The 25,275-nt window shown below is 61.3% G+C and carries 21 protein-coding genes; 13 read left to right on the forward strand and 8 right to left on the reverse strand.

Annotation, left to right across the window (positions count from 1 at the left end; all coding sequences use genetic code 11):
• Positions 1 to 239: 239 nt before the first annotated feature.
• Positions 240 to 1,148 (forward strand): 50S ribosomal protein L3 N(5)-glutamine methyltransferase, encoded by a 909-nt coding sequence (gene prmB, locus ACM530_RS19655; protein WP_416362927.1) that lies wholly within the window; start codon positions 240 to 242, stop codon positions 1,146 to 1,148.
• Positions 1,149 to 1,288: 140 nt separating this feature from the next.
• On the opposite strand, the gene ACM530_RS19660 is transcribed toward prmB, so the two are convergent.
• Entirely contained in the window at positions 1,289 to 2,095 is an 807-nt protein-coding gene (locus ACM530_RS19660) for a hypothetical protein (protein WP_242195510.1), read from the reverse strand.
• Between the two features lie 99 nt (positions 2,096 to 2,194).
• Entirely contained in the window at positions 2,195 to 3,157 is a 963-nt protein-coding gene (locus ACM530_RS19665) for an alpha/beta hydrolase (protein ID WP_416362928.1), read from the reverse strand.
• Positions 3,158 to 3,300: 143 nt separating this feature from the next.
• Between ACM530_RS19665 and aroC the strand changes: the two genes are divergently transcribed.
• The 4 genes from aroC (at position 3,301) to ACM530_RS19685 (ending at position 6,611) form a co-directional block, all read left to right on the forward strand.
• Positions 3,301 to 4,392, forward strand: a complete 1,092-nt coding sequence (gene aroC / locus ACM530_RS19670; RefSeq protein ID WP_369301212.1) for a chorismate synthase — start codon at positions 3,301 to 3,303, stop codon at positions 4,390 to 4,392.
• A 52-nt stretch (positions 4,393 to 4,444) separates the two neighbouring features.
• Entirely contained in the window at positions 4,445 to 5,611 is a 1,167-nt protein-coding gene (locus ACM530_RS19675) for an MFS transporter (protein ID WP_416362929.1), read from the forward strand.
• Positions 5,608 to 6,138, forward strand: coding sequence for an acireductone dioxygenase (locus tag ACM530_RS19680; protein WP_416362930.1), 531 nt, complete (start codon positions 5,608 to 5,610; stop codon positions 6,136 to 6,138). Before ACM530_RS19675 ends, ACM530_RS19680 begins: the two co-directional genes overlap by 4 nt.
• A gap of 206 nt (positions 6,139 to 6,344) precedes the next feature.
• Positions 6,345 to 6,611, forward strand: a complete 267-nt coding sequence (locus tag ACM530_RS19685; protein ID WP_262207943.1) for a response regulator transcription factor — start codon at positions 6,345 to 6,347, stop codon at positions 6,609 to 6,611.
• A gap of 57 nt (positions 6,612 to 6,668) precedes the next feature.
• Here the strand turns inward: ACM530_RS19685 and ACM530_RS19690 are convergent, their stop codons facing one another.
• Positions 6,669 to 6,947 (reverse strand): DUF3509 domain-containing protein, encoded by a 279-nt coding sequence (locus ACM530_RS19690; protein WP_016970113.1) that lies wholly within the window; start codon positions 6,945 to 6,947, stop codon positions 6,669 to 6,671.
• A 393-nt stretch (positions 6,948 to 7,340) separates the two neighbouring features.
• Here ACM530_RS19690 and ACM530_RS19695 point away from each other — a divergent pair, with 393 nt between their 5' ends.
• From ACM530_RS19695 to ACM530_RS19715, 5 genes are all read left to right on the forward strand, one after another.
• Complete coding sequence (locus tag ACM530_RS19695) at positions 7,341 to 9,167, forward strand: long-chain-acyl-CoA synthetase (protein ID WP_145158760.1); 1,827 nt, start codon at positions 7,341 to 7,343, stop codon at positions 9,165 to 9,167.
• A 110-nt stretch (positions 9,168 to 9,277) separates the two neighbouring features.
• Entirely contained in the window at positions 9,278 to 9,793 is a 516-nt protein-coding gene (locus tag ACM530_RS19700) for an ankyrin repeat domain-containing protein (RefSeq protein ID WP_124418126.1), read from the forward strand.
• 41 nt (positions 9,794 to 9,834) lie between these two features.
• Positions 9,835 to 10,365, forward strand: coding sequence for a hypothetical protein (locus ACM530_RS19705; RefSeq protein WP_145158758.1), 531 nt, complete (start codon positions 9,835 to 9,837; stop codon positions 10,363 to 10,365).
• Positions 10,366 to 10,432: 67 nt separating this feature from the next.
• Positions 10,433 to 10,624: a PLDc N-terminal domain-containing protein gene (locus ACM530_RS19710; protein WP_003172956.1), complete on the forward strand. Its 192-nt coding sequence runs from the start codon at positions 10,433 to 10,435 to the stop codon at positions 10,622 to 10,624.
• 417 nt (positions 10,625 to 11,041) lie between these two features.
• Complete coding sequence (locus ACM530_RS19715) at positions 11,042 to 13,129, forward strand: LTA synthase family protein (RefSeq protein WP_106576543.1); 2,088 nt, start codon at positions 11,042 to 11,044, stop codon at positions 13,127 to 13,129.
• A 55-nt stretch (positions 13,130 to 13,184) separates the two neighbouring features.
• Here the strand turns inward: ACM530_RS19715 and ACM530_RS19720 are convergent, their stop codons facing one another.
• Positions 13,185 to 13,337, reverse strand: coding sequence for a DUF3309 family protein (locus ACM530_RS19720; RefSeq protein ID WP_003236711.1), 153 nt, complete (start codon positions 13,335 to 13,337; stop codon positions 13,185 to 13,187).
• A gap of 330 nt (positions 13,338 to 13,667) precedes the next feature.
• Here ACM530_RS19720 and ACM530_RS19725 point away from each other — a divergent pair, with 330 nt between their 5' ends.
• Both ACM530_RS19725 and csrA read left to right on the forward strand, forming a co-directional pair.
• Positions 13,668 to 14,483, forward strand: coding sequence for an SDR family oxidoreductase (locus ACM530_RS19725; RefSeq protein ID WP_262207934.1), 816 nt, complete (start codon positions 13,668 to 13,670; stop codon positions 14,481 to 14,483).
• 228 nt (positions 14,484 to 14,711) lie between these two features.
• Complete coding sequence (gene csrA / locus ACM530_RS19730; RefSeq protein ID WP_106576545.1) at positions 14,712 to 14,903, forward strand: carbon storage regulator CsrA; 192 nt, start codon at positions 14,712 to 14,714, stop codon at positions 14,901 to 14,903.
• 7 nt (positions 14,904 to 14,910) lie between these two features.
• Here csrA and ACM530_RS19735 read toward each other — a convergent pair whose 3' ends face one another.
• From ACM530_RS19735 to ACM530_RS19750, 4 genes are all read right to left on the reverse strand, one after another.
• Positions 14,911 to 15,138: a YheU family protein gene (locus ACM530_RS19735; RefSeq protein WP_064453367.1), complete on the reverse strand. Its 228-nt coding sequence runs from the start codon at positions 15,136 to 15,138 to the stop codon at positions 14,911 to 14,913.
• A gap of 73 nt (positions 15,139 to 15,211) precedes the next feature.
• Positions 15,212 to 16,396 (reverse strand): osmoprotectant NAGGN system M42 family peptidase, encoded by a 1,185-nt coding sequence (locus ACM530_RS19740; protein WP_145158752.1) that lies wholly within the window; start codon positions 16,394 to 16,396, stop codon positions 15,212 to 15,214.
• 205 nt (positions 16,397 to 16,601) lie between these two features.
• Positions 16,602 to 18,350, reverse strand: coding sequence for an N-acetylglutaminylglutamine synthetase (ngg, locus tag ACM530_RS19745; RefSeq protein ID WP_145158748.1), 1,749 nt, complete (start codon positions 18,348 to 18,350; stop codon positions 16,602 to 16,604).
• Positions 18,351 to 18,353: 3 nt separating this feature from the next.
• Positions 18,354 to 20,126, reverse strand: coding sequence for an N-acetylglutaminylglutamine amidotransferase (locus ACM530_RS19750; RefSeq protein WP_404483927.1), 1,773 nt, complete (start codon positions 20,124 to 20,126; stop codon positions 18,354 to 18,356).
• Between the two features lie 309 nt (positions 20,127 to 20,435).
• On the opposite strand from ACM530_RS19750, the gene ACM530_RS19755 reads away from it, so the two are divergent.
• Positions 20,436 to 25,265 carry an NEL-type E3 ubiquitin ligase domain-containing protein gene (locus ACM530_RS19755; RefSeq protein WP_416362931.1) on the forward strand — a complete coding sequence of 1,610 codons (4,830 nt, stop codon included), beginning with the start codon at positions 20,436 to 20,438 and terminating at the stop codon, positions 25,263 to 25,265.
• Positions 25,266 to 25,275 lie beyond the last annotated feature (10 nt).

Below are 25,275 nucleotides of genomic sequence, written 5' to 3' on the forward strand. Positions count from 1 at the left end.
TCTGGGGCTCCTGTGAGGGGGGCTTTTGCGACATTGTCCACTGGCTGAGCGGTTCTGTGAATCGCTACCATCGTAAGGTACGCCGTTGTTGACGTGCAGCCATGTCAAGGGGGCGGCTTGTTTAAGCCTGCGATGGCAAATTGGATGAAATCCGACGGATGGCGAAGGGGTTTCGTACATCGTCGGTACAGGCGAAGGCTGTTAGAATCGCCAGTCGTTTTTTCCAGGAGCTTGTCCCCGTGATCACATCCCGCCTGCGCACACTGCGCGACCATATCCGTTGGGCTGTCAGCCGTTTCCATGGGGAAGACCTGTTTTTCGGCCATGGTACCGACAATGCCTGGGACGAAGCCCGGCAATTGGTGCTCGGTGCCTTGCACCTGCCTTGGGAAATTGCCGACAGCTACCTGGACTGCAACCTGGAAGAAGAGGAAATTTCCCACGTTCAGCGCTTGCTGCACCGCCGTATCCATGAGCGTGTACCCACCGCTTACCTGTTGAAGGAAGCCTGGTTCTGCGGTATGTCGTTTATCGTCGACGAGCGTGTGCTGATCCCGCGTTCACCGATTGGCGAACTGATCGAAAACCGCTTCGAACCCTGGCTGGCCCAGCCACCGGCGCGCATCCTCGACCTGTGCACCGGCTCCGGTTGCATTGGTATCGCATGCGCCTACGAGTTCCAGGACGCCGAAGTGGTGCTGGGCGACCTGTCCTTCGAAGCGCTGGAGGTGGCCAATCAGAACATCGAGCGTCATGGCGTCGACGAGCGCGTCTACACCGTGCAGGGTGACGGCTTCGACGGTTTGCCGGGTCAGCGGTTTGATCTGATCGTGTCCAACCCGCCGTACGTGGATGCCGAAGACTTCGCCGACATGCCCGACGAATACCAGCACGAGCCGGAGTTGGGCCTGGCCTGCGGCGATGATGGCTTGAACCTGGTGCGTCGGATGTTGGCTGAGGCCGCAGACCACCTCACCGAGAAAGGCTTGTTGATTGTCGAGGTTGGCAACAGCCAGGTGCACGTTGAGGCGTTGTACCCGGAAGTCGACTTTGCCTGGCTGGAGTTCCAGCGCGGCGGGCATGGTGTGTTCATGCTGACGGCCGAGCAGTGCCGCGCGCATCAAGCGGTATTTGCTGCTCGGATTTAAACCCACCCAACTGTAGAAACCGACCCTGAATGTGGGAGCGGGCTTGCCCGCGAAGGCGGTATGACAGTCAACTTATCAGTGACTGATACACCGCTTTCGCGAGCAAGCCCGCTCCCACATTTCAATTGCGTTCCAATGTGCTACCGGTGCGTGGCAATCCAGATCAGCAACCCCGCCTGAAACACCGTAAACGCCACCAAACAGGTGATGGTAAAGCGCAGCCCGCTGTCCTCACGCTTGAACTTGGTGACCTTTTCCTCTTCCTTGCGCAGTTTCACTTCTTGCTCGGCCAGGTTCTGCTCGGCCTGCTGCAGCATCTGCGCGGCTTCGAGGATTTCCACGAACTGCACCTTCTCGGTGTTCCAGCTGTCCAGCACGTCGCTGACTTTGCCCGGCTGCACGTTGCCTTTGAGGTGTTGCACATCGGCGTAGGCCACATCAAAGCCCTGGATGCGCAGGAAGTGATCGCGGCGCAGGCGCGTGGCTTCGTTCAGCGCGTCTTTATTGGCCAGGTCCACGCCGTCGACGCGGTAGTGTGACCACTTCTTTTTTGCCCACGCCGCGCCTTGAGCGACGAGGAAGCGACCGATCCCGCGGTTGGCCGGTTCGATTTCCAGGCTGTTGCCCGGGCCGAAGTGCACGCGGTGCTTATCGTGATCGACCCAGATATCCAAGTGGTTCTGCTCGCGGCGCACTCGCTGGCCCGGCAACTGGATGACCATGCGCAACAGGCTGTGGTGTTTGTCATTGCGTTCGGCATAGCCGAACTGCACGAACCGCAACGGCCGCGCACCGGTGGCACGGTCGGTGGCCAGGGGCGCCAGGCGCAGCATCTTGAAATGTTCGGCCTGCACGTCCGCCCACGGCAGGGCCGCTGCCTCGACGGCCTCGGTTTTTTCAGCCGCGGTGTCGGCAATAGGTTCTGGTGTAGCTTCTGTGGTTGTCATGCGGCGCGATCCTGTCCAAGCCCTGCAGGTCGACAGTCTTTTTACTGTCGACCCTGGGCTTATCGGCCGTTTTTCTCAGGACTGGAGGTAAATAGTCGCTTAACGGGGTTGAAGTCCGTCGATAAAGCGCACGATGCGCTCACCCAGCTCGGCGGCAAGCGGCAGTTTCGGGTCGTTGTAGGAGGCCAGTTGCTCTTTCACGTCCTTGGGCACGATGCGCATGACGTGGTTCATGCCTTCGATCACCGTCAAGTGCGCGTCGGGCTTGGCGTTTTTCAGTTGCCGGGCATCTGCGACGCCCACCTGAATATCGTTGGTGCCCTGGATGATCAAGGCCGGCATGGTCAGCTTGGCGAACGCGGCTGACGGGTCGGCGCGAAACAGGCTGATCAGATAAGGCTGCACGCTGGGTCGGAAAATACCTTCCAGCGGGCCGGGCACATCGGCATCCACTTGGCCGGCCTTGAGGTGGTCGAGGATCTCGTTGCTGCGCAGCAACAGGGCAGGGGGCAGGTGATCGACCAACTGCTGGCGGATCACCTGATCCACCGGCCGCGCACTGCCAGACAGAGAAATAACGCCGGCCGGATTCAGTTGCGGTGCGGCGAGCGCGGCAACCAGCGCGCCCTCGCTGTGGCCCAGGACGATCAGCGGGCCCATGCGGCTGTCGGCCTTGAGCAGCTTGCCCCAGGCCACGGCATCGGATACGTAGGCATCCAGGGTCAGGTTGCGTTCATCCGGCGTGGCCGCCAGGCTGGCGGCCACGCCGCGCTTGTCGTAGCGCACGCTGGCAATGTTGTGTCGGGCAAGCACCCAGGCCAGGCGCTTGAGGCTGTCGTTGCGTGCGCCGTCGGCACTGTTGCCGTTACGGTCGGTAGGCCCGGAGCCGGCAATGATCAACACCACCGGCACTGGTTTGTCGGATTGGGGCAGTAAAAGCGAGCCAAACAGCTCGCCGTTGCCGGTGTCCAGGCTGATCGGCCGTTGCAGCACGACAGGGGAGGCGGCGAAGCCCAGGCTGGAAAACAGGGTGAGGGTTAAAAGCAGAACTCGCAGCATCATCGCGCCATCATCAGGAAGGTGCCGGTTGGACCAACGTCTACCGGTAAGGTTTCGAGGATGAACTAGTCGGTTAGCCTGCGTATACTGGCCGCCTTAAGTTATTACGGTTGACTTGATTCAACTGATTTCACGGAGCGCCCTGCATGTCCGGCAATACCTTCGGCAAGCTGTTCACTGTCACCACCGCGGGCGAAAGCCATGGCCCGGCATTGGTTGCCATTGTCGACGGCTGCCCGCCAGGCCTCGAGCTGTCTCTGGACGACCTGCAGCGCGAGCTCGACCGCCGCAAGCCCGGCACCAGCCGCCACACCACCCAGCGCCAGGAGCCCGACGAAGTCGAAATCCTCTCCGGCGTGTTCGAAGGCCGCACCACCGGTTGCGCCATCGGCCTGCTGATTCGCAACACCGACCAGAAGTCCAAGGACTATTCGGCGATCAAGGACTTGTTCCGCCCGGCACACGCCGACTACACCTACCATCACAAATACGGCGAACGCGACTACCGTGGCGGTGGCCGCAGCTCGGCGCGCGAAACCGCGATGCGTGTGGCCGCCGGTGCCATCGCCAAGAAATACCTGGCCACTCAGGGCATCGTGATCCGCGGCTACATGAGCCAGTTGGGTCCGATCGAGATCCCGTTCAAGACCTGGGACAGCGTCGACGACAACGCTTTCTTCAGCCCCGACCCGGACAAAGTGCCGGAACTGGAAGCCTACATGGACCAGTTGCGCCGCGACCAGGACTCCGTCGGCGCGAAGATCACCGTGGTTGCCGAAGGCGTCAAACCTGGCTTGGGCGAGCCGATCTTCGACCGCCTCGACGCCGAGCTGGCCCATGCGCTGATGAGCATCAACGCGGTGAAGGGCGTGGAAATCGGCGCCGGTTTCGCCTGTGTGTCCCAGCGCGGCACCGAGCACCGCGATGAGCTGACCCCGCAGGGTTTCCTCAGCAACAACGCGGGCGGCATCCTCGGCGGTATTTCCTCGGGCCAACCGATCGTTGCGCACCTGGCCCTCAAGGCCACGTCGAGCATCACCACGCCAGGCCGCTCGATTGATGTGCACGGCAACCCGGCGGATGTGATCACCAAGGGCCGCCATGACCCGTGCGTCGGCATCCGTGCCACGCCGATTGCCGAAGCCATGATGGCCATCGTGTTGATGGACCACCTGCTGCGCAACCGCGGGCAAAATGCCGATGTGCACGTGAATACGCCGGTGCTGGGCCAGCTGTGACAGCCGGTGGCGGGCGGGCTTGCTCAGGCAGGGCCGCGAAGCGGCCCCGTGCATGGTGAGCCCGACCCTCCCGTACTGGCGCCTGTCCAGCTTCTACCTGTTCTACTTCGCCCTGCTCGGGGCGACCGCGCCGTTCCTGGCCCTGTACTTCGATCATCTTGGGTTCTCCAGCGCACGCATTGGTGAGTTGGTGGCTATCCCCATGCTGATGCGCTGCGTGGCGCCCAACCTGTGGGGCTGGCTCGGCGATTACACCGGGCGGCGCCTGGCCATCGTCCGGTTTGGCGCGGTGTGCACGCTGGTCAGCTTTTCATTGATTTTCTTCAGCAAGACCTACGCCTGGCTCGCGCTGGTGATGGCCCTGCATGCGTTCTTCTGGCACGCCGTGTTGCCGCAGTTTGAAGTGATCACCCTGGCCCACCTGCAAAAGCAGACCTCGCGCTACAGCCAGATCCGCCTGTGGGGCTCGGTTGGTTTCATCCTCACCGTGGTGATCATGGGCCGCCTGTTCGACTGGCTGAGCCTGGACATTTACCCGGTGGTGGTCGTGGTGATCATGGCCGGCATCATCGGTGCCAGCCTGTGGGTACCGAATGCGCAACCCGCGACCCACGACAATCGCCTGGCCGGTGACGGTTTTCTCAAGCAACTGCGCAGCCCTGGGGTACTGGCGTTTTATGCCTGCGTGGCGCTGATGCAAATGAGCCACGGCCCGTATTACACCTTTCTCACCCTGCACCTCGAACATCTGGGCTACAGCCGTGGCGTGATCGGCATGCTCTGGGCCTTGGGCGTGGTCGCAGAAGTGCTGATGTTTCTGGCCATGAGCCGCATCCTCACGCGCTTTTCGGTGCGACGGGTGCTGCTGGCAAGTTTCCTGTTGGCCGCCGTGCGCTGGTTGTTGCTGGGCTCATTCGCCGAATTTTTCTGGGTGCTGCTGCTGGCGCAAGTGATGCACGCGGCCACCTTTGGCAGTTTTCACGCGGCGGCGATTGCCTTTGTGCAACGCAGCTTCGGCGCTCGCCAGCAAGGCCAGGGCCAGGCGCTGTATGCCGCACTGGCCGGCACTGGCGGCGCATTGGGCGCGCTGTATGCCGGTTATAGCTGGAACCTGTTGGGGCCGACCCTGACCTTCAGCATCGCCAGTGTTGCGGCCCTGGCCGCCGCCCTAATCATTGGCTTTCGATTGCAAGAGCCGAATAAAGGAACCGTGCAATGAGTTATGTCGCTGTTTACCCGCTCGTCACACCCGATACCCCGAACAAGGTGTTGACCCACTTCGACGATATCGTCTCGACCCTGGTTGAGCACGGCGTGGGTTTTGACCGCTGGCAGCCCAGTCCCCTCGAAAAGGGCGCCAGTGACGCTGAAATGATCGCGGTGTACCAGTCGCAGATCGATGCCCTCGGCTACCGCTCTGCTCAGGTATTGAGCGTGACGGGCGACCATCCGCAGCGCGCCGAATTGCGCGCTGAAGGCCTCAAGGCGCGTCGCTACAGTGCAGACAACGTGCATTTTTTCGTCGCGGGCCAAGGCTTGTTCTGCCTGCTCGTGGGCGAGTACGTCTACGCCGTGCGTTGTGAGAAGAATGACGTGCTGGTGGTTCCGGCCGGAATGCCGCATTGGCTCGACGTGGGTGAAAATCCGCACTGTGTGGCGCTACGTTTATTCCATACAACCGAAGGGTGTGTGCCTCAGTTCACCGGCGAGCACAGTGCCGCTGGTTTTCCAGGCTTGGACGATTAAGCGCGAATAGTTAAATGTTCAACCCCGGCAGGTTGGAAGTTGTTGTGGGAAGGAACTTATATAAATGTAAGACGTAGCTGTTTATGCGGCGCCTTATGCTTTTAATCTATTCGTTATGTAACTCTCCCGACTCAATGTTTATACCGCCTGTCAATCGCAGGAATCCGAAAGGTGGTATGGCATCCACTGATACAGGAGAGAGAGTGATGAGTGGCCCAGAGCAGCCGTGTCGTGCGCTTGCCGTGCCGAGCGCCGTTGGAAAACGCCTGAGCCTGGCCGGCAAACCCCTGACGCCGACAGAGCTGGAGATCCTGCGCTGGGCCTCGGAAGGCAAGACCGTCTGGGAAATCAGCCAGATTCGCGCCACCTCCCAAGCCACGGTTAAATTCCATCTGCGTAACATCTACCTCAAGCTGCAAGTCACCAACCGCGTGCAGGCGATGAACGCAGCTGCCCGCCAGGGGCTTTGCTGAAGGCACAAAAAAGGCCGCGACGCTCAACGGCGTCGCGGCCTTTTTTGCTCAGATTACTCAGGCCGAATGGTAGGTCGGCAGGGCAAAGCGATTCTGGCTTTGCAGCATCGAGATCTGTGGCAGCTCGCTGGCTTGTTCGGCCAGGTCGCGGCGAATGGCGCTTATGACCCAGGTCAGTTGGTCAGCGGTGTGCAGTTGTTGGTACGAAATCGAACGCTTGACCTGTTTGCCTTCGCTGTTGCGCAGGGTCAACAGGATCCCGCCGTCTGGGCGTGGCTGAGTGGTGACGTCGTATTGGGAGAATACAGAAGCGAATTTATCTTGGATCAGGCTCATGTCTATCAGCTCCGTTGGCTCAAGTTGGCAAGCATGGAGTGATAGGTGCAGTGATTGTGCCAGTATTGAATTGTCTAAAAAATCGTTATAAATCAACAGGTTAAAATTTTATAGGTTTTTCACTTTCGTGCAATTTGCATGAAAGGCCATCGTGCATCCTGCATTTTGCGTTATCGGGGCCGGGCATTTTGCTCCCCGTTACAGTTAATGACCGCATCGGCGCCGCGCAATTCCCTATTTCATGCTGGGCGGTACGGGATACAAAACTTTTCAAATCCCACATGTACAGCCGAAGAATGGCAGGCGTATTTTCCTGCAAGGCATTTGACCTCTTCCTACAGGGCCGAGGCTGTGTCTGGATCATACGAAGAATAAGAAAAAGGACGTTCCGCCATGAGCCATCCGCACGACGACATGATCACCTGGGGCAAGCTACTGCGTAAGGTGCCGGCGATAGTTCGGGCCCTGCCACGCGTGGTACGCGGCATGCGCGCCGCGAACGTCACCGATCCCAGCCAGCCCTGCGGCCTGGGATGGCAATTCGAACAGGCCACCTCTCGTAACCCTGATGGCGCGGCGCTGTTGTATGGCGACAGTGTGCTCAGCTACGCCCAAGCCAACCAGCGTGCCAACCGCATTGCCCATCACCTGCACGAGCAGGGCATCGGCAAGGGGGATGTGGTCGCGTTGTTCATCGAAAACCGCCCTGAACTGCTGTTGAGCGTGTTGGCCGTAGCCAAGCTGGGTGGCATTTGCGCAATGCTCAATACGTCGCAAACCCAGGCAACGCTGGTGCACAGCCTGAATCTGGTGAGCCCGGTGGCAATCGTGGTGGGCGCAGAGTTGGTGGCGGCCTACACGACCGTGCGTGAGCACGTGGCAATCGCCGCGCACAGGACCTGGTTTGTCGCCGATCAGCATTCAAGCACGCCTCCTGAAGGCTATACCGACCTGATGGCCGCCAGTGCCGACGGCTCGGTGGAAAACCCCGCCAGTACCGGACAAGTGTTCTTCAACGACCCCTGCTTCTATATCTACACCTCCGGCACCACCGGCTTGCCCAAGGCCGGCATCATGAAGCACGGGCGCTGGACCAAAACCGCCGTCAGCTTCGGCAGTATCGCGCTGGACATGGGCCCGGATGACGTCCTCTATTGCACATTGCCGCTGTACCACGCCACCGGCCTGTGCGTGTGCTGGGGCTCGGCGATTGTCGGGGCCTCGGGCTTTGCCATCCGGCGTAAATTCAGTGCCAGCCAGTTCTGGGACGATGCGCGCAAATTCAACGCAACCACCCTGGGCTATGTCGGTGAGTTGTGCCGCTACCTGCTCGATCAGCCCGCCAGCGCTCAGGATCTCGATAACCGCGTGACCAAGATGGTCGGCAATGGCCTGCGTCCCGGCGTGTGGGCGCAGTTCAAGCAACGTTATGGCGTTGAGCATGTTTGCGAACTGTATGCCGCCAGTGACGGCAACATCGGATTCACCAACGTGCTGAATTTCGACAACACCATCGGCTTTTGCCTGCAGCACTGGGCACTGGTGGACTACAGCAACGACAGCGGTGAACCGGTGCGTGGCAGCGACGGCTTCATGCGCAAGGTGCAAACGGGCGGGCAGGGGTTGTTACTGGCCAGGATCGATGAAAAGTCACCGTTCGACGGCTACACCGACCCGGAAAAGAACCGCAAGGTGGTGCTGACCGACGTGTTCGAAAAGGGCGACCGCTATTTCAATACCGGCGACTTGTTGCGCAGCATCGGCTTTGGCCATGCGCAATTTGTCGATCGCCTGGGCGATACCTATCGCTGGAAGGGCGAAAACGTCTCGACCACCGAAGTGGAGAACGTGTTGCTGCAACATCCGCAGATCGCCGAAGTGGTCGCTTACGGCGTCGAGATCGAAAACACCAATGGCCGCGCCGGCATGGTCGCCATCACGCCAAGCGAATCCCTGGCCTCGCTGGACATGCGTGAATTGCTGCAATTCGCCCACGGCCAGTTGCCGCATTACGCGGTGCCGTTGTTCCTGCGGATCAAGGTGAAGATGGAAACCACCGGCACCTTCAAGTATCAGAAAGTGCGTCTCAAGGAGGAGGCCTTCGACCCGGGCAAGGCCGGCAATGACCCGGTGTATGCGTGGCTGCCGGGCTCGGATTGCTATGTGCCGGTCACCGGCGACTTGTTGGCGCAGATTCAGGGCGGGCATTTCCGTTATTGAAAGCAGCGCTATTGATTCTGCCTATGAGCGCTTTTGGCAAAAAAGCCATGACAGTGGGGAACTCCATCGCGACACTGGGCGCCTATAAGCAACCAGACAAGGAGCCCCACATGTCAGACCAGCCTAAACAAATGACCGAAGACGAAGCCGCTGAATTTGCCGAGCAGGTCTTCGACGTGGCCCGCAAAGGCGATGCCGCCATGCTCGCCGCACTGCTGGCCAAAGGCTTGCCGCCTAACCTGCGCAATCACAATGGCGACACCTTGCTCATGCTCGCGGCCTATCACGGTCACGCCGACGCGGTGAAAGTGCTGCTGGAGTTCAAGGCCGACCCGCTGATCGCCAACGACAAGAACCAACTGCCGATGGCCGGTGCGGCGTTCAAGGGCAACCTGCCCGTGGTCAAGGCGCTGATCGACGGCGGCGCGCCGGTGGACGGCGCCTCCTCGGATGGCCGCACGGCGTTGATGATGGCCGCGATGTTCAACCGTGTCGAAATGCTCGACTACCTGCTCGGCCAAGGTGCCAACCCTAAGGCCACCGATGCTCAGGGTGCGACGGCACTGGCGGCGGCGCACACCATGGGCGCGGCGGATACGGCGGCGCAGTTGCAAAAACTGGTGTAGGCTACGCGCCCTCAAAAACCAGCTCGCCACAGGACCTTCCCATGCAAACCGCCCTCGTCGAACTCATCAGCAAAATCAGCGCCGGCGTCATGGGCGAGGACGAAGTGGCACGCATTGCCGAGGAAGCGGCCCAGGCCTACGCGGACCCTGCCGCTTTCCTGACGGCCAACCCGGATATCAACTACGACGACACTTTCCCGATTCCACTGGGTGAGTGGGTCGTGGTCGGTAGCCTGCCGGACACGGTGCTGTTTCAAGCCGACACCTATGGCGACCTGTTTGCACAGATCGTCGCGTCGTTCGGCCCGGGCGTGGCGTTTAATCTCAAGCCCAAGCAATTGGCCAAGACCGAAGACCTGACGGCACTGAACCGCATCCAGATCCAGATGAGCGCCCTGAGCCCGGAGGACGGTGGCTATGTGCTGCTCAACTTCAGTCAGTTGCTGGATGACGAGATTCAGGCGGTGCTGGTCTACGGCAACGACCTGCCGCGCGTGCTGGAACTGTGCGCTGAAGTCGGCATCAAGGCCGAGCCTTCCCTGGAAGCCCTGCGCGTTGCCGTTCACGTCTGAAATAAAACGGAACCCCTGCCAGGGCTGACTATCCTACAAGTGCATGCCCTCACTTAGGAGCGACACCATGGGTTCCACTTTTAATGGCTTGATTGGCCTGATCATCCTGGCGCTGGATATCTGGGCGATCATCAACGTGTTCAAAAGCGGCGCCAGCACCGGTGCCAAGGTGCTGTGGATTTTGCTGATCCTGTTGCTGCCTGTCTTGGGCCTGATCATCTGGGCAATCGCCGGGCCACGCGGTAACGTGCGGATCTGACGACACCTGGGCCCGCTCTGATCCTGAGTGGGCCCTGTCAATGTGGGAGCGGGCTTGCCCGCGATAACGGTTTATCAGCCACAGTTGTGCGGGCTGACACATCGCTATCGCGGGCAAGCCCGCTCCCACATTCGTTTCCAGCGTATTCAGAGTTTTGTGTGTCGAAAGTATTCGCTGTACGAAATTTTCACATCTTTTCCAAGACAATTCGCCGGCTTTATCACGCTGCCAAGGCTCTATGTCGAGTGCCCTTAAAGGCACAAGCGCGGCGCACGTTCAGTAATTAATAGCGTTGATGCCATTGATCGGGCACCATTTGCGCCACCGCGTTAACCGCCTACCCCAGCCAGCCTGGGCGAGGGACGGACGCCACTGCATTTTTTCGCAACTTAAACTTCCAATGGGTCCTGAAACGACATGGCAAACCCGGACGCCCTGAGTCAGCAGCGAGCTTCAAATCGCCTGCTGCAACCGACCGTCAAATCCCATCTGGCGTACACGCTGCTCTGCGCATTGGTCATGATGGTGATGTTCTCCCTGCTGCGCCTGGCGCTGCTGGTCTACAACCGCGAGATGATCCTCGACACGCCGGCCTCGACCTTCCTGGAAGCGTTCGCCAACGGGCTGCGTTTTGACATACGCCTGGTGATGTACGTGCTGGTCCCGCTGCTGCTGGCCTTGTTCAGCGTACGGGCGATGGCGGCACGCGGGTTCTTCCGTTTGTGGCTGACCGTCGCGTCCAGCATTGCCCTGTTCCTGGGGCTGATGGAAATGGACTTCTACCGCGAATTCCACCAGCGCCTCAACGGCCTGGTCTTCCAGTATGTAAAGGAAGACCCGAAAACCGTGATGAGCATGCTCTGGTACGGTTTCCCGGTGGTGCGTTACCTGCTGGCCTGGGCCGTGGGCACGCTGATCCTGAGCATGGCCTTCAAAGGTGCCGACCGTGCAACGCGCCCTCGCGGCCCGTTCAGCGGCGGCAGCATCGGTACCCGCCAAGTGGCACCGTGGTACAGCCGCATCGCCGTGTTTGTGGTCTGCCTGCTGATCGCCGTAGTCGCCATCCGCGGCACCTTGCGCCAAGGCCCGCCGCTGCGTTGGGGGGATGTCTACACCACCGAATCGAACTTCGCCAACCAGTTGGGCCTCAACGGCACGCTGTCGCTGATCGCTGCGGCCAAGGCGCGCTTCTCCGAGGAACGCTCCAACATCTGGAAGGCCACCCTGGACCAGCCGCTGGCCACCCAGACCGTGCGTGACATGCTGGTGCTGCCGCAAGAGAAACTGGTGGATACCGACACCGCCGCCGTGCGCCGTGACTACACGCCACCGGCCGAGAAGACCCTGCCGATCAAGAACGTCGTGGTCATCCTGATGGAAAGCTTCGCCGGTCACTCGGTGGGCGCCCTGGGCCGCCCGGGCAACATCACGCCGTACTTCGACAAGTTGTCCAAGGAAGGCTTGCTGTTCGACCGCTTCTTCTCCAACGGCACGCACACCCACCAGGGCATGTTTGCCACCATGGCGTGCTTCCCGAACCTGCCAGGCTTCGAATACCTGATGCAGACCCCGGAAGGCAGCCACAAGCTGTCGGGCCTGCCGCAGTTGCTCAGCGCGCGCAAGTTTGACGACGTGTATGTCTACAACGGCGATTTCGCCTGGGACAACCAGTCGGGCTTCTTCAGTAACCAGGGCATGACCAACTTCATCGGGCGTAATGACTTCGTCAACCCGGTGTTCTCCGACCCGACGTGGGGCGTGTCCGACCAGGACATGTTCAACCGTGGCCTGGAAGAGTTGAAAGCCCGCGAAGGCGGCAAGCCGTTCTACGCACTGCTGCAAACCCTGTCCAACCACACGCCGTACGCGTTGCCGACGCCACTGCCGGTCGAGAAAGTCACCGACCGTGGCAGCCTCAACGAGCATTTGACGGCCATGCGTTACTCCGACTGGGCCTTGGGCCAGTTCTTTGAAAAGGCCCGCAAAGAGCCTTACTTCAAGGAAACCCTGTTCGTGATCGTGGGCGACCACGGCTTTGGCAACGAACAGCAGATCACCGAAATGGACCTGGGCCGCTTCAACGTGCCGATGCTGATGATTGCACCGGGCATGCAGGAGAAGTTCGGCGAGCGAGACCACACCGTGGGCACTCAGATCGACATCGTGCCGACCATCATGGGCCGCCTCGGTGGCGACACCCTGCACCAGTGCTGGGGCCGCGACCTGCTGAACCTGCCGGAAGGCGACAAGGGCTTTGGCGTGATCAAACCGTCGGGCAGCGATCAGACGGTGGCGCTGGTTACCGCAGACCGCATTCTGGTACTGCCCAAGGAGATGCCGCCCAAGCTGTGGGAATATGAGTTGGGCGCGAACCCGACCGGTAAAGTGATTCCCGAGTCACCGGACGAAGCGGCGCTCAAGCAGAAACTCGAGTCGTTCCTGCAGACGGCCACCAAGAGCCTGTTGGATAACACGGCCGGCGTGATTGACGGCAAGCCGGATTAATTAACCGGGCATAAAAAAAGAGGCCTCAATGAGGCCTCTTTTTTTTGTGCGGAATTTATATCCGACCGAGCAGCAACAGCACCACCAGCACTACCAGGACAACGCCCAGGATACCCGACGGGCCATAGCCCCAGTTACGCGAGTGCGGGAATACCGGCAGGCCGCCGACCAACAGCAGGATCAAGATAATGATCAGAATGAGGCTCATGGTTTTTTTCCTTATAGGGCCTTCTGAAAAGACCGGTTATTAACGACAGGCCCGTGGAGTTATTTACGGACGCCTTAATAACTCCGACTCTGTCACTTCAAAGAAAATTCCCTGCTTTTTTAAAGCATTTTGCAAAGTTGCTTATTTCTTTTAATGCGTTCGCAATTAGGCGCGCTTAGTTGAAAATTATTGAACTTACGCTATAAGCCATCCTCGCACCTGGCCTCAGGTTTGCCCGAGGCATTCATCAATTGGATGGTGCGTGGGTGTGGCAAAAACCTTCGCTACACTGCCGGTCACTTCCTACGTGAACCACAAGGCTTATTTCCTATGCAAAATCGCATGATGATCACCGGCGCCGGGTCCGGCCTGGGCCGCGAAATCGCGCTGCGCTGGGCCCGTGAGGGTTGGCAGCTGGCCTTGTCGGATGTCAGCGAGCCGGGCCTGCAGGAAACGCTCAAGCTGGTGCGCGAGGCGGGTGGCGATGGGTTTGTGCAGCGCTGCGATGTGCGTGATTACAGCCAGCTCACCGCCTTTGCACAGGCGTGCGAGGTGAAATTGGGCGGTATCGATGTGATCGTCAACAATGCCGGTGTGGCGTCAGGGGGCTTCTTTGCCGAGTTGTCGCTGGAGGATTGGGACTGGCAAATCGCGATTAACCTGATGGGCGTGGTCAAGGGCTGCAAGGCGTTCCTGCCGTTGTTGGAGAAGAGCAGGGGCCGGATCATCAATATTGCGTCGATGGCGGCATTGATGCAGGGGCCGGCCATGAGTAATTACAACGTGGCCAAGGCCGGGGTAGTGGCGTTGTCGGAGAGCTTGCTGGTCGAGCTCAAGCATCAGGAAATTGGCGTGCATGTGGTATGCCCATCGTTTTTCCAGACCAACTTGCTGGATTCGTTTCGCGGGCCGACGCCGGCGATGAAGGCGCAGGTGGGCAAGTTGCTGGAGAGTTCGCCCATTTCGGCGGCTGACATTGCCGACTATATCTACCAGCGCGTGGCACAGGGTGAATTCATGATTTTGCCGCACGAGCAAGGGCGCATGGCCTGGGCGTTGAAGCAGAAAAATCCGCAGTTGCTGTATGACGAGATGACCAGCATGGCAGACAAGATGCGGGCCAAGGCTCAGGCGGTCAAGGCCTGAGGTGTTGGGCGTGTACCTATGCGTTATGCCGGTAGCGGCGCAGCTGGATTGCGCCTTAGCCGGCGCCACCCCGGTAACGGATAGGTACCCGACCGGCCCAATGAGGCCGATGTCTGTCAGGCAAATTACCAGCTCGCGTAGGCCTCGCCTGATTTAGCGGCAAGCCATTGTCGCCCCCCCTCCGAGCGCGCATGGTCAAGGTCCTGTCACTCCAAAAGGACAACCGCCATGCTGGTCTTAAGCCGCGCCGTAGGCGAAATCATTTCCATCGGCGATGACATCGCCTTGCATATCCTCGAGCTGAACGGAACCCAGGTGAAATTCGGCATCCAGGCACCGGTAGGGGTCAACGTGCACCGCGCCGAGGTGTATCAGAAAATCCTCGAGCGCCAAGCCACGCAACCTGAAACCAACCCCTAGCACCTCCTCAATCGAACAGATGCTTGGGCACGTCGTGCTTGAGCATCAACTGGCATTGCTCGCTTTCAGGGTCGAACACAATCAGCGCCTGCCCTTTGGTCAGCGCCTGGCGCACGCGCAGCACGCGGGTCTCCAAGGGCGTTTCATCGCCATTGTCAGTGCCGTCGCGGGTGACGAAGTCTTCGATGAGCCGGGTCAGGGTGTCGACTTCAAGTGCGTCGTAGGGAATCAGCATAAAAGCCTCAGAGGTAGAATCCCGGCGATGCTACTGCGCCGGGACCCGTCTTGCCAGTAGCAGGTTGCCAGCCTCAGGACTTCTGTCCTACCAGACTGTCCACCGATGGCACTCGCGTATCGCTCTCCATCTGCGTCTCGTGTTCGATCTGATGACTGAAGCGGTCGAGCGAACCCTGCGCCGGCTGCGCATCGCTGGCAAATACCGGCGGGCTGAGGATGTACGCGCTCAGCAGGCGACTCAAGGCCGCCAGGCTGTCGATGTGCGTGCGCTCGTAGCCGTGGGTTGCATCGCAACCGAACGCCAGCAGCGCAGTGCGAATGTCGTGCCCGGCGGTGACCGCCGAATGCGCATCGCTGAAGTAGTAGCGGAACAGGTCGCGACGAACGGGCAGGTCGTTTTCCGAGGCCAGGCGCAACAAATGCCGGGACAGGTGATAGTCGTACGGCCCGCCGGAATCCTGCATCGCCACACTCACGGCGTGTTCACTCGAATGCTGGCCTGGCGCGACCGGTGCGATGTCGATGCCGACAAATTCACTCACATCCCAAGGCAATGCCGCTGCAGCGCCGCTGCCGGTTTCCTCGGTGATGGTAAACAGCGGGTGACAGTCGATCAGCAACGGTTCGCCGCTGTCGATGATCGCCTTGAGCGCGGCGAGCAGGGCAGCCACGCCGGCTTTATCGTCCAGATGGCGCGCGCTGATGTGGCCGCTTTCGGTGAACTCGGGCAGTGGGTCAAACGCCACGTAGTCGCCAATGCTGATGCCCAGCGAATCGCAGTCGGCGCGGGTAGCGCAGTAGGCGTCCAGGCGCAGTTCGACATGGTCCCAACTCACCGGCATTTCATCCACGGCGGTGTTGAAGGCATGCCCGGAGGCCATCAGCGGCAGCACGCTGCCACGGATCACGCCGTTGTCGGTGAACAGGCTGACGCGGCTGCCTTCGGCAAAACGGCTGGACCAGCAACCGACGGGCGCCAGGGTCAGGCGGCCGTTGTCCTTGATCGCCCGCACGGCGGCGCCGATGGTGTCCAAGTGGGCCGAGACGGCACGGTCGGGGCTGTTTTTCTGGCCCTTGAGGGTGGCGCGAATCGTGCCGCGCCGGGTCATCTCAAAGGGAATCCCCAGCTCTTCCAGGCGCTCGGCAACGTAACGCACGATGGTGTCGGTAAAGCCGGTAGGGCTGGGAATGGCGAGCATTTCCAGCAGCACCTTCTGCAGGTAGTTGAGATCCGGTTCGGGGATGGTTCGGCTCATAAAGACTCCTGATGAATGGGGGCGAGCGGATTTTGTGTGGCGAGCGGGCTTGCCCCGCGTTGGGCTGCGAAGCAGCCCCAAAACCTGCCAACGCGTTCTGGCTGAAAGACTGCGGTGCCAGGGTCAGGGCCGCTTCGCGCCCCAACGCGGGGCAAGCCCGCTCGCCACAACAAGCCCGCTAGCCACGACGGGCCCTCGCCACAGGTTATTGGGCGGTCGGCTGACTGTGCGGAAACAGCAAATCCACAAACTTCTCCGCCGTCGGTTGCGGTTCATGGTTGGCCAGCCCGGCCCGTTCGTTGGCTTCGATAAACACATACTCAGGTTGATCGGCGGCAGGCACCAGCAGGTCCAGGCCGACCATGGGAATGTCCAGCGCACGCGCCGCGCGCACGGCAGCGTCCACCAATGTGGGGTGCAAAATCGCCGTGACGTCCTCCAGGCAGCCGCCGGTGTGCAGGTTGGCGGTGCGGCGCACGGCCAGGGTCTGGCCACGCGGCAGGATGCTGCTGTAGTCAAAGCCGGCGGCGTGCAGGGTGCGTTGGGTTTCGTCGTCCAGCGGGATCTTGCTTTCACCGTCAGTGGCCGCTTGGCGACGACGGCTTTGGGCTTCGATCAGGGCGCCGATGGAATGCTGGCCGTCGCCGGTCACCTCGGCCGGGCGCCGAATTGCAGCGGCAACCACTTCAAAACCGATCACCAGAATGCGCAGGTCGAGGCCTTCATGGAAGCTCTCGAGCAGCACGCGGCTGTCGAACTGGCGCGCTGTTTCGATGGCTTTCTGCACATCCTCGATGGTCTGCAAATCCACCGCCACGCCCTGGCCTTGCTCGCCATCCAGCGGCTTGACCACGATGCGCTGGTGTTCGTCGAGGAACTCCAGGTTGTCGTCGGCACTGCCCGCCAATTGCTGCGACGGCAGGTTCAAGCCGGCGGCTTTGAGCACTTTGTGGGTCAGGCTTTTGTCCTGGCACAAGGTCATGCTGATGGCACTGGTCAGGTCGCTCAATGATTCACGGCAACGCACGCGGCGCCCGCCATGGCTGAGAGTGAACAGGCCGGCATCGGCGTCATCCACGTGCACATCGATGCCACGTCGGTGGGCCTCTTCGACAATGATGCGCGCATAGGGATTGAACCCGGCCTGCGGGCCCGGGCCCAGAAACAGCGGCTGGTTGATGCCGTTCTTGCGTTTGATCGCAAAGGTGGTCAGCGCGCGAAAACCCAGCTTGGCGTAGAGGCTTTTGGCCTGACGGTTATCGTGCAGCACCGACAGGTCGAGGTAGCTCAAGCCGCGGCTCATGAAGTGCTCCACCAAGTGGCGCACCAGCACTTCACCCACGCCGGGGCGCGTGCACTGCGGGTCAACCGCCAGGCACCACAGGCTGCAGCCGTTTTCCGGGTCGTGAAAGGCTTTCTGATGGTTCAGGCCCATCACGCTGCCGATCACCGCGCCGCTGTCTTCGTCTTCGGCCAGCCAATACACCGGGCCGCCTTGATGGCGTGGGGTCAGGCGTTCAGCGTCGACCGGCAACATGCCGCGCCCCTGGTAGAGCACGTTGACCGCCGCCCAATCGGCTTCGGTCTGTACCCGGCGAATACGAAAACCGCGAAACACGCGGGTAGCGGGGCGATAGTCACTGAACCACAGGCGCAGGGTGTCGGACGGGTCAAGGAACAACTGCTGCGGATCGATCCCCAGAATCTGCTGGGGCGCTGCCACATACAGCGCTATGTCGCGCTCGCCGGGCTGTTCCTTGAGCAGTTCCTGGGCCAGGCTCGCCGGGTCCGGGAAGGTATGGCCGATCAACAACCGGCCCCAACCGCAATGCACGGCAATCGGTTCGGCGCCCATGGGGCTGCCATCTTCAGCCAGGCGGGCTTGCAGGCGCTCGTAGGTCGGCGCCTGGCCCTTCAGCAAGCGTTGGCTGTAGGCCGCTGCAAGAGGTTTCATCAATCAGATTCCTTGTTCGCTGAGCCACAGGTTCAGCGCCGCCAGTTGCCACAGCTTTGAACCGCGCAGCGGCGTCAGTTGGCCTTGCGGGTCTGTCAGCAGGCGATCGAGCATGGCCGGGTTGAACAGGCCGCGATCCTGGCTCGGGTCCAGCAGCAGTTCACGCACCCAGTTCAGGGTGTCGCCCTGCAAGTGCTTGAGGCCCGGCACCGGGAAGTAGCCTTTTTTGCGGTCGATGACTTCACTCGGGATCACGCGGCGCGCGGCTTCTTTCAAGACTTGCTTGCCACCGTCGGGCAATTTGAATTTGCCGGGCACACGGGCTGACAATTCGACGAGGCGGTAGTCCAGAAACGGCGTACGTGCTTCCAGGCCCCAGGCCATGGTCATGTTGTCGACGCGTTTGACCGGGTCGTCCACCAGCATCACGGTACTGTCCAGGCGCAGCGCCTTGTCCACGGCGGCGTCGGCGCCGGGCATGGCGAAGTGCTCACGCACAAAGTCACCGGCAGCATCGTTGGCGGTCAGCCACTTGGGGGCGACGGTGGCCGCGTAGTCGTCGTAGCTGCGGTCGAAAAAGGCATCGCGGTAGGCGGCATAGGGATCGCTGGCGCCATCCACTTGCGGGTACCAGTGGTAACCGGCGAAGAGTTCATCGGCGCCCTGGCCGCTTTGCACCACTTTGCAATGCTTGGCCACTTCCCGCGACAGCAGGTAGAAGGCGATGCAATCGTGGCTGACCATCGGCTCGCTCATGGCACGGAATGCGGCGGGCAGTTGCTCGATGATCTCGCTTTCGGCGATGCGCAGTTGATGGTGGCGGGTGCCGTAGTGCTTGGCGATCAGATCCGAATACTGGAATTCGTCGCCGCGCTCGCCGCCGGCGTCTTCAAAACCGATGGAAAAGGTCGACAGGTCCTGTACGCCGACTTCACGCAGCAGGCCGACGAGCATGCTCGAATCGACACCGCCGGAGAGCAGCACGCCGACATCCACGGCGGCGCGTTGGCGAATGGCCACGGCTTCGCGGGTGCTGTCGAGCACGCGGTCGGTCCAGTCTTCCAGGGTCAGGTTTTTTTCATCGTCATGGGGGCCGTAGGGCAGGGTCCACCAGGTTTTCTGTTCGGTCTTGCCGTTGGCGTCGATGCGCATCCAGCTGGCTGGCGGCAGTTTTTCAACGCCTGCCAGCAACGTGCGCGGTGCCGGTACCACGGCGTGGAAGTTCAGGTAGTGATTAAGCGCGACCGGATCGAGCATCGGGTTGATATCACCGCCCTTGAGCAACGCCGGCAGTGCCGAGGCAAAGCGCAGGCGCTGGCTGGTGCGCGACAGGTACAAAGGTTTTACACCCAGGCGGTCGCGGGCGATGAACAGGCGCTGCGCGTCGCGCTCCCAGATGGCAAACGCAAACATGCCATTGAGCTTGGGCAGCAGTGCTTCGCCCCAGGCGTGGTAGCCCTTGAGCAGCACTTCGGTGTCACCACCGGAATAGAAGGCGTAGCCCAGGGCTTCCAGCTCTTGACGCAATTCCGGGAAGTTGTAGATCGCGCCGTTGAAGGCCAGGGACAGCCCCAGTTGGGCGTCGACCATCGGTTGGGCCGAGCCGTCCGACAGGTCCATGATTTTCAGGCGTCGATGGCCCAGGGCAATCGGCCCTTGGGCATGGAAGCCCCACGCGTCAGGACCGCGTGGTGCTAAATGATGGGTGATCCGCTCCACCGCTGCCAGGTCGGCAGGTTGGTGATCAAAACGTAACTCGCCAGCTAATCCGCACATATATTCCTTACCGGTTTTTCCGTTGGGGACAGACAAAAAGGCACCGCACCAAAAGGGTGGGTACCCAGAGACTGACCCGAGCAGATTCACGGAGTTTTAGAACAATACGTTATAAGGCAAAGAGCCTTGAGTGGCCGCAAGCCACGTCGCGCGCCAGCGGGGCGCCCGTCAAGGGTCGGTACATAGGTCAATCACGGATGCAAAAAGTGGGGGGATGCACCGCGTTATCAACCGACTATTTGAACCCTTCAGCGCCGGTGCGAGGGCTATTGTCCGGGTCATTATCCAACGCAATAAGGACTGTTGCCGATGACCCATCAACCGGCTCTAAGCCAGGCCGCTGCGCCTGTCGCTCAGGAGAAAATAACCGCTGCGCTGCTGGAAATCACTGGCGACCTGGACAAGGCCAACGTGCTGCAGCATACGCTGCCCCCATGGTTGGTAAGTGCCGCCGCCCCAACGCGCCAGGCGCTCGAAGCGGCGCATGCCAGCAGTCAGCAGCCCCGCGAGCGGGCCGCGAGCCTGTTGCGCCGTGTAACGCCGCTCAGGTCATTTTGTGCCGAGCGACTCAAAGCGCTCCTGGCAACAAAGGGGCATGCAGGACTGAATGTCGAACGTGACTGGCTGGAGTTGCCCAATCGGCACTTCGCCGCGTTGACCGTCGGCCGTGGCGTACGGCTGCAGACGATGTCCCTGGACAAGCACAACCTGCTGCAGGCGGCCATGCAGAATTTTACCCAGGACCAGGCCGAGGCGAAGGGGCTGCCCGTAGGCGCGGTGATTCGAACGGGAGCGGCGGGCCAACACGTGTCAACGCTGAGCGTTGGAGCCTTTGCGCGGTACTGCCGCGAACTGGACCTGGGCGCGGCCTATCAGCGGCACCTGCGTGAGGTGTTCAACCTCGCGGGGAGCGACGACGAGGACGGCGCTGAACGGGCCTACAACCCGGTGGTCGGCGAGGTCGGCCAGTGCAAGATCAAGGACATGCAAATCGACTTGCAGATTGCCCATGCCAAGGGCGATATCAGTGAGTCCGGCCATACCGCGTTGCAAGCCCTGCTCAATACACGCTTGCCCGCGCGGAACCTGCAGCATGTGCTGTTCCATGAAAGGCCACTGGTCTGGCAAGGGATCAATGTGCATGGGGCATGCCTGTGGAGCGTGCTGGTGTTCGGCCATGCTTCCACGCACGGCTTTGCCGAGGGGCCCTTGCTGGTGTACATGCCAGGCGAGCCCGTGCGCCCGTGGTACGAATACCCCACGCTGGGTGATCTGACCGTCTACCTGACGCTCAAGCTTCAGGTGCCGGCCTATCGCAGCTTCTTCACTCGCTACCTGGATGAGGCCGAGCGGTTCGGGTTTTTCCAGCGCTTTGACAAACGCAGGACACTGGAACGCGTGGAGCCCGTGGAGGTGGACACTGGCCTGGAGCCGTTCTTTTTCGGCGCCTTGACCCGCAAGATCCAGCTGGACGCCGTTGCATTGGCCGTGCCGACGGCGCAAGTGGATGAGCAGGCACGCCAGAAACGCCTTCAAGGCTATCAGGAGGCGGGCCTGAATATGCTGAACATCGCCGGCCTGATGGTGCCGGTGCTCGGGCAATTGATGTTGGGCGTCGCCGTCGGCGAGATGCTCGCCGAGGTCTTCGAGGGCGTGGATGATTGGACGCATAGCGACCAGGCCGAAGGCTTGGAACACTTGGTCAATGTGGCCGAAAACCTCGCGGCCATGGCCCTGTTTGCGAATGGTGTGAAGGTGGCGGGCAAGGTGTTCAGGGCGTTCAAGTCCAATCCCGCGGAGTTCTTTGAAGCGGTCGAAGCCGTGCAACTGCCTGATGCCGGTCCTCGCTTGTGGCGTCGGCGGCTCAAGCCTTACGGGCGGACGCTGGATGTCGATGCCCTGACGGTGGCCAATAGCCGTGGGATCTACCAGGCCGGCGGTCATTCATATGTCAGGATCAAGGGCGTGGTGTATTCGGTGGCCTACGATACGCGGTCGGGTTACTGGCATGTGCTTCACCCGACGCGGACCACGGCCTATCGTCCGCGCCTGCTGCACAACCGCCAGGGCGGTTGGCGGTTTGCGTTCGAACACACTCAGGAGTGGGTGCCCCCGTCCTACATCCTCACTCGGCTCAACCCGCGCCTGGCCGCGCTGCCCCCCGAGCAATTGAAATACGTGGCGAGCATTGTCGACATGGGCCCCTCCCGCCTGCACGCCCTGGCCCTGCAAAATAGGCCGCTGCCGGAGCGCTTCAATGATTGTGTGGCGCGTTTCGCCTTGAACCAGCAAGTCCGCGATCTGATCTGGCAGCTGGAACATCAGCCACGCCCGGATGCAAGCACCGCGCGCGTTCAGTTGCTGGCGTTGCCGCTGATGCCAGGTTGGCCGCAGGGACGGTTTTTCGAGGTGCTGGACCGCCAAGGGGCGCGGCTCGAACGTTTTCCCGGCAACGCAACCTTCGAGCATGGACACTTGAGCATCCACATCACTGAACAGGCGCTCAAAGACGGCGCAGTGATGGCGACTCTGCTCGACGTGCTGCCGCCGGACGAGATCGACACCTTGCTGGGCGGCTCGGTACCGCCAGACGAGCAGGGCGCGGTGCTTGCGCGCCAGTTACTGGCCTCGCTCAAGCGCACCCACCGAGAGGTTTTCCAGCAGCTGTATCAGGAAGCGGATGGCATTACCCATTCAGATCACGGGTTGCTCAAGGCGCATTTCCCGCTCTTGCCCAATCGCATCGCCTGGGAGTTGTTGTCCAAAACGCCAACCGTGCATCGCTGGCAACTGCGCAGCACCCGGCGCGTGCCGCTGTCGCTCGCACAACGGGTACGCGAAGCGTTGGCGGTGCAGGAAGAAGACCAGGCGCTGATCGGCCTGTATCTGCCGGAGCTGGCGACAGCCCCCTCGCGACAGCTGGCCGTTCACCTGCTGGCGAAGGTCGCGGGGTGGCCGCAGGATTTGCACGTGCAGGTACGCCGGGACAGTTTGATCGGCGACCTGCTAGGCACCTCTGGCAGCCAGCATGCACGGTGGCAGCGCACACTGGTCGAGACTGGCGATGGGGTCCAGGCGTTCGACGACAAAGGTGCGCCACTGGGCGAAAAGGCCTCAGGCCCGGACGGGTTTTACCAGGCTCTGCTCGCCACCTTGTCGCCTGCGCAATTGGCAGCGCTGAACCTGTCGGGGGCAGAGCGTGCCAGTCGATTGCGCGATGCGATCCAGGCGTGCGCCGAGGACGAACGCCACGTGCTTTCACGCCATCTATGGCCCGAGCGTGCACTCCCTGAACCGGCGCCGGTGCCGTGCGTTCAGGCCATGGTGCGCTCGACGCGGCACCCGGCGGCGCTGGTGCGCAAAGTCAACAGGCTGTATCCCGGTTTTGACGAGCGGCAGGTGGCGACGTTCCTGGACGGTCAAGGCCCCGATCACCTGGCACGCGCCCAGTCCGTGGAGGCGCTGGAGCGACAGTTCGAGGCCCTGCATCGGGCGCTCAAGGCGTGGCGCAATGACGAGACGTCCCTCGCCGGTTTACCCCATCCCCAGGCGGATTACCGCTTGGGCCGTCATCAGGCGATGCAGGTCATCGAGGAGGGCTGGCGACAGAGGCTCCTGTTACCCGATGCCAGCGGGGTAAAGGTCCCAAGCCTGGTACTCGATGGCCTGGTCGTGGGCCGACTGCCCACCTTGCCGGCGCAGGTCAGCTTTGCCCATGTCCGGCAGTTGTCGTTGAACAGAATGGGGCTCGACGATGACGTGGCGTATTTTCTCAAGCACTTCAAGCAGCTCGAGGCGTTGGAGCTGCGCAGCAACGAGGTGACACGCCTGCCGGAAGTACTGTCACAGATGCCCGCGCTCAAACACCTGTACCTCAACGACAACCACCTGCAACTCACCGAACACACCCGCGCCAAGCTGGCTGACCTGCGCGGCCTGCAGGTCTTGAACCTGAGCAACAACCCGTTGATTGACCCGCCTGCCATCGGCCACATGTTCGAGTTGCGTGAGCTGATGCTGCGTCATTGTCGTCTGCGCGCGTTTCCCGGTGGGGTACCGCGCCTGCCTTACCTGCATTACCTCGACCTGCGCGACAACGAGATCTCGGCCGTGCCTGGCTGGTTGTTCACCGCGCCACGCCCTGTGGCTGAAGCCATCAACCTGCGCCACAACCCGCTGGATGAAGCCAGCCGAAAGACCCTGGCCGATTATCGGAGCCGAACCGGCGTAGGCATGGGCTTCCTGGAAGATGACATCGCTCGCCTCAACGAGCAGAAAGCCCGGGAATTATGGCTGGCCGACAGCGCGGTTGCGCGGTACACACAAAAAGAGGCGGTTTGGACGGGACTTCAGCAAGAGCCAGAGTCTGAGAGCCTGTTCCGGTTATTGGCCGAACTGGGTGGCACCGGCGATGCTCAACTGGTGCGGGAGGACCTGGAACGACGCGTCTGGCGGGTGCTGGAGGCGGCCGGAACTGACACGCAGCTACGCGATGAAATTTTTGACCGGGCCGCCACGCCACTCAATTGCGATGACAGTGCGGCGCTGAACTTCAGCAACCTTGAGGTGCTGGTGGAGATCCACGAAGCTGCCAAAGGGGTCGAAGGTGGCAAGTTGACCGCCAAGCCGCTGCTGAAGTTGGCCAAGGGCCTGTTTCGTCTGGATCAGTTGGACAGCTACGCACGATCGCACAGTCAGGCGCACCCGGAGGCTGACCCGCTGGAAGTCAGCCTGGCCTACCGAACAGGGCTGGCCAGCAAGTTTCATTTGCCGGGTCAGCCGCTGCACATGCGCTTTGCCCGCCTGGGCGGCGTCACGGTCGAAGCGCTGAACACTGCCGAAGAACAACTCCGGGCGGCGGAGCGCTCACCCAAGCTCTTGAACTACCTGGTGGAGCTGCCGTTATGGGACAGTCACTTGAAAGTCGCCTTCAGCCGATCGTTCGAGGCGTTGAACGAGCCCTTTGACCAACGCCTGCAGGCGGTCTTTGAAAAAAGCACCGCGCTCAACGACGCCGACTACCTTGACCAGATGAACCAGATCCTGCGCGAACAGCAGGCGGCGCATAAGGGCGAAGCTGAGCGCCTGACCAAGGAGGCGCTGAAACTCGGCGACCTGTCGCCCTGTGTGATCCCGTGATTCAGCCAGG

Source organism: Pseudomonas sp. NFX183, assembly GCF_047943075.1.
Classification (GTDB): Bacteria; Pseudomonadota; Gammaproteobacteria; order Pseudomonadales; family Pseudomonadaceae; genus Aquipseudomonas.

What these genes read in the sequence shown, in the direction of transcription:
- ACM530_RS19660 (WP_242195510.1), bottom strand. Translation starts at nt 2,095, where the DNA reads ATGACAACCACAGAAGCTACACCAGAACCTATTGCCGACACCGCGGCT.
- ACM530_RS19665 (WP_416362928.1), bottom strand. Translation starts at nt 3,157, where the DNA reads ATGATGCTGCGAGTTCTGCTTTTAACCCTCACCCTGTTTTCCAGCCTG.
- aroC (WP_369301212.1), top strand. Translation starts at nt 3,301, where the DNA reads ATGTCCGGCAATACCTTCGGCAAGCTGTTCACTGTCACCACCGCGGGC.
- ACM530_RS19675 (WP_416362929.1), top strand. Translation starts at nt 4,445, where the DNA reads ATGGTGAGCCCGACCCTCCCGTACTGGCGCCTGTCCAGCTTCTACCTG.
- ACM530_RS19680 (WP_416362930.1), top strand. Translation starts at nt 5,608, where the DNA reads ATGAGTTATGTCGCTGTTTACCCGCTCGTCACACCCGATACCCCGAAC.
- ACM530_RS19685 (WP_262207943.1), top strand. Translation starts at nt 6,345, where the DNA reads ATGAGTGGCCCAGAGCAGCCGTGTCGTGCGCTTGCCGTGCCGAGCGCC.
- ACM530_RS19690 (WP_016970113.1), bottom strand. Translation starts at nt 6,947, where the DNA reads ATGAGCCTGATCCAAGATAAATTCGCTTCTGTATTCTCCCAATACGAC.
- ACM530_RS19695 (WP_145158760.1), top strand. Translation starts at nt 7,341, where the DNA reads ATGAGCCATCCGCACGACGACATGATCACCTGGGGCAAGCTACTGCGT.
- ACM530_RS19700 (WP_124418126.1), top strand. Translation starts at nt 9,278, where the DNA reads ATGTCAGACCAGCCTAAACAAATGACCGAAGACGAAGCCGCTGAATTT.
- ACM530_RS19705 (WP_145158758.1), top strand. Translation starts at nt 9,835, where the DNA reads ATGCAAACCGCCCTCGTCGAACTCATCAGCAAAATCAGCGCCGGCGTC.
- ACM530_RS19710 (WP_003172956.1), top strand. Translation starts at nt 10,433, where the DNA reads ATGGGTTCCACTTTTAATGGCTTGATTGGCCTGATCATCCTGGCGCTG.
- ACM530_RS19715 (WP_106576543.1), top strand. Translation starts at nt 11,042, where the DNA reads ATGGCAAACCCGGACGCCCTGAGTCAGCAGCGAGCTTCAAATCGCCTG.
- ACM530_RS19720 (WP_003236711.1), bottom strand. Translation starts at nt 13,337, where the DNA reads ATGAGCCTCATTCTGATCATTATCTTGATCCTGCTGTTGGTCGGCGGC.
- ACM530_RS19725 (WP_262207934.1), top strand. Translation starts at nt 13,668, where the DNA reads ATGCAAAATCGCATGATGATCACCGGCGCCGGGTCCGGCCTGGGCCGC.
- csrA (WP_106576545.1), top strand. Translation starts at nt 14,712, where the DNA reads ATGCTGGTCTTAAGCCGCGCCGTAGGCGAAATCATTTCCATCGGCGAT.
- ACM530_RS19735 (WP_064453367.1), bottom strand. Translation starts at nt 15,138, where the DNA reads ATGCTGATTCCCTACGACGCACTTGAAGTCGACACCCTGACCCGGCTC.
- ACM530_RS19740 (WP_145158752.1), bottom strand. Translation starts at nt 16,396, where the DNA reads ATGAGCCGAACCATCCCCGAACCGGATCTCAACTACCTGCAGAAGGTG.
- ngg (WP_145158748.1), bottom strand. Translation starts at nt 18,350, where the DNA reads ATGAAACCTCTTGCAGCGGCCTACAGCCAACGCTTGCTGAAGGGCCAG.
- ACM530_RS19750 (WP_404483927.1), bottom strand. Translation starts at nt 20,126, where the DNA reads ATGTGCGGATTAGCTGGCGAGTTACGTTTTGATCACCAACCTGCCGAC.
- ACM530_RS19755 (WP_416362931.1), top strand. Translation starts at nt 20,436, where the DNA reads ATGACCCATCAACCGGCTCTAAGCCAGGCCGCTGCGCCTGTCGCTCAG.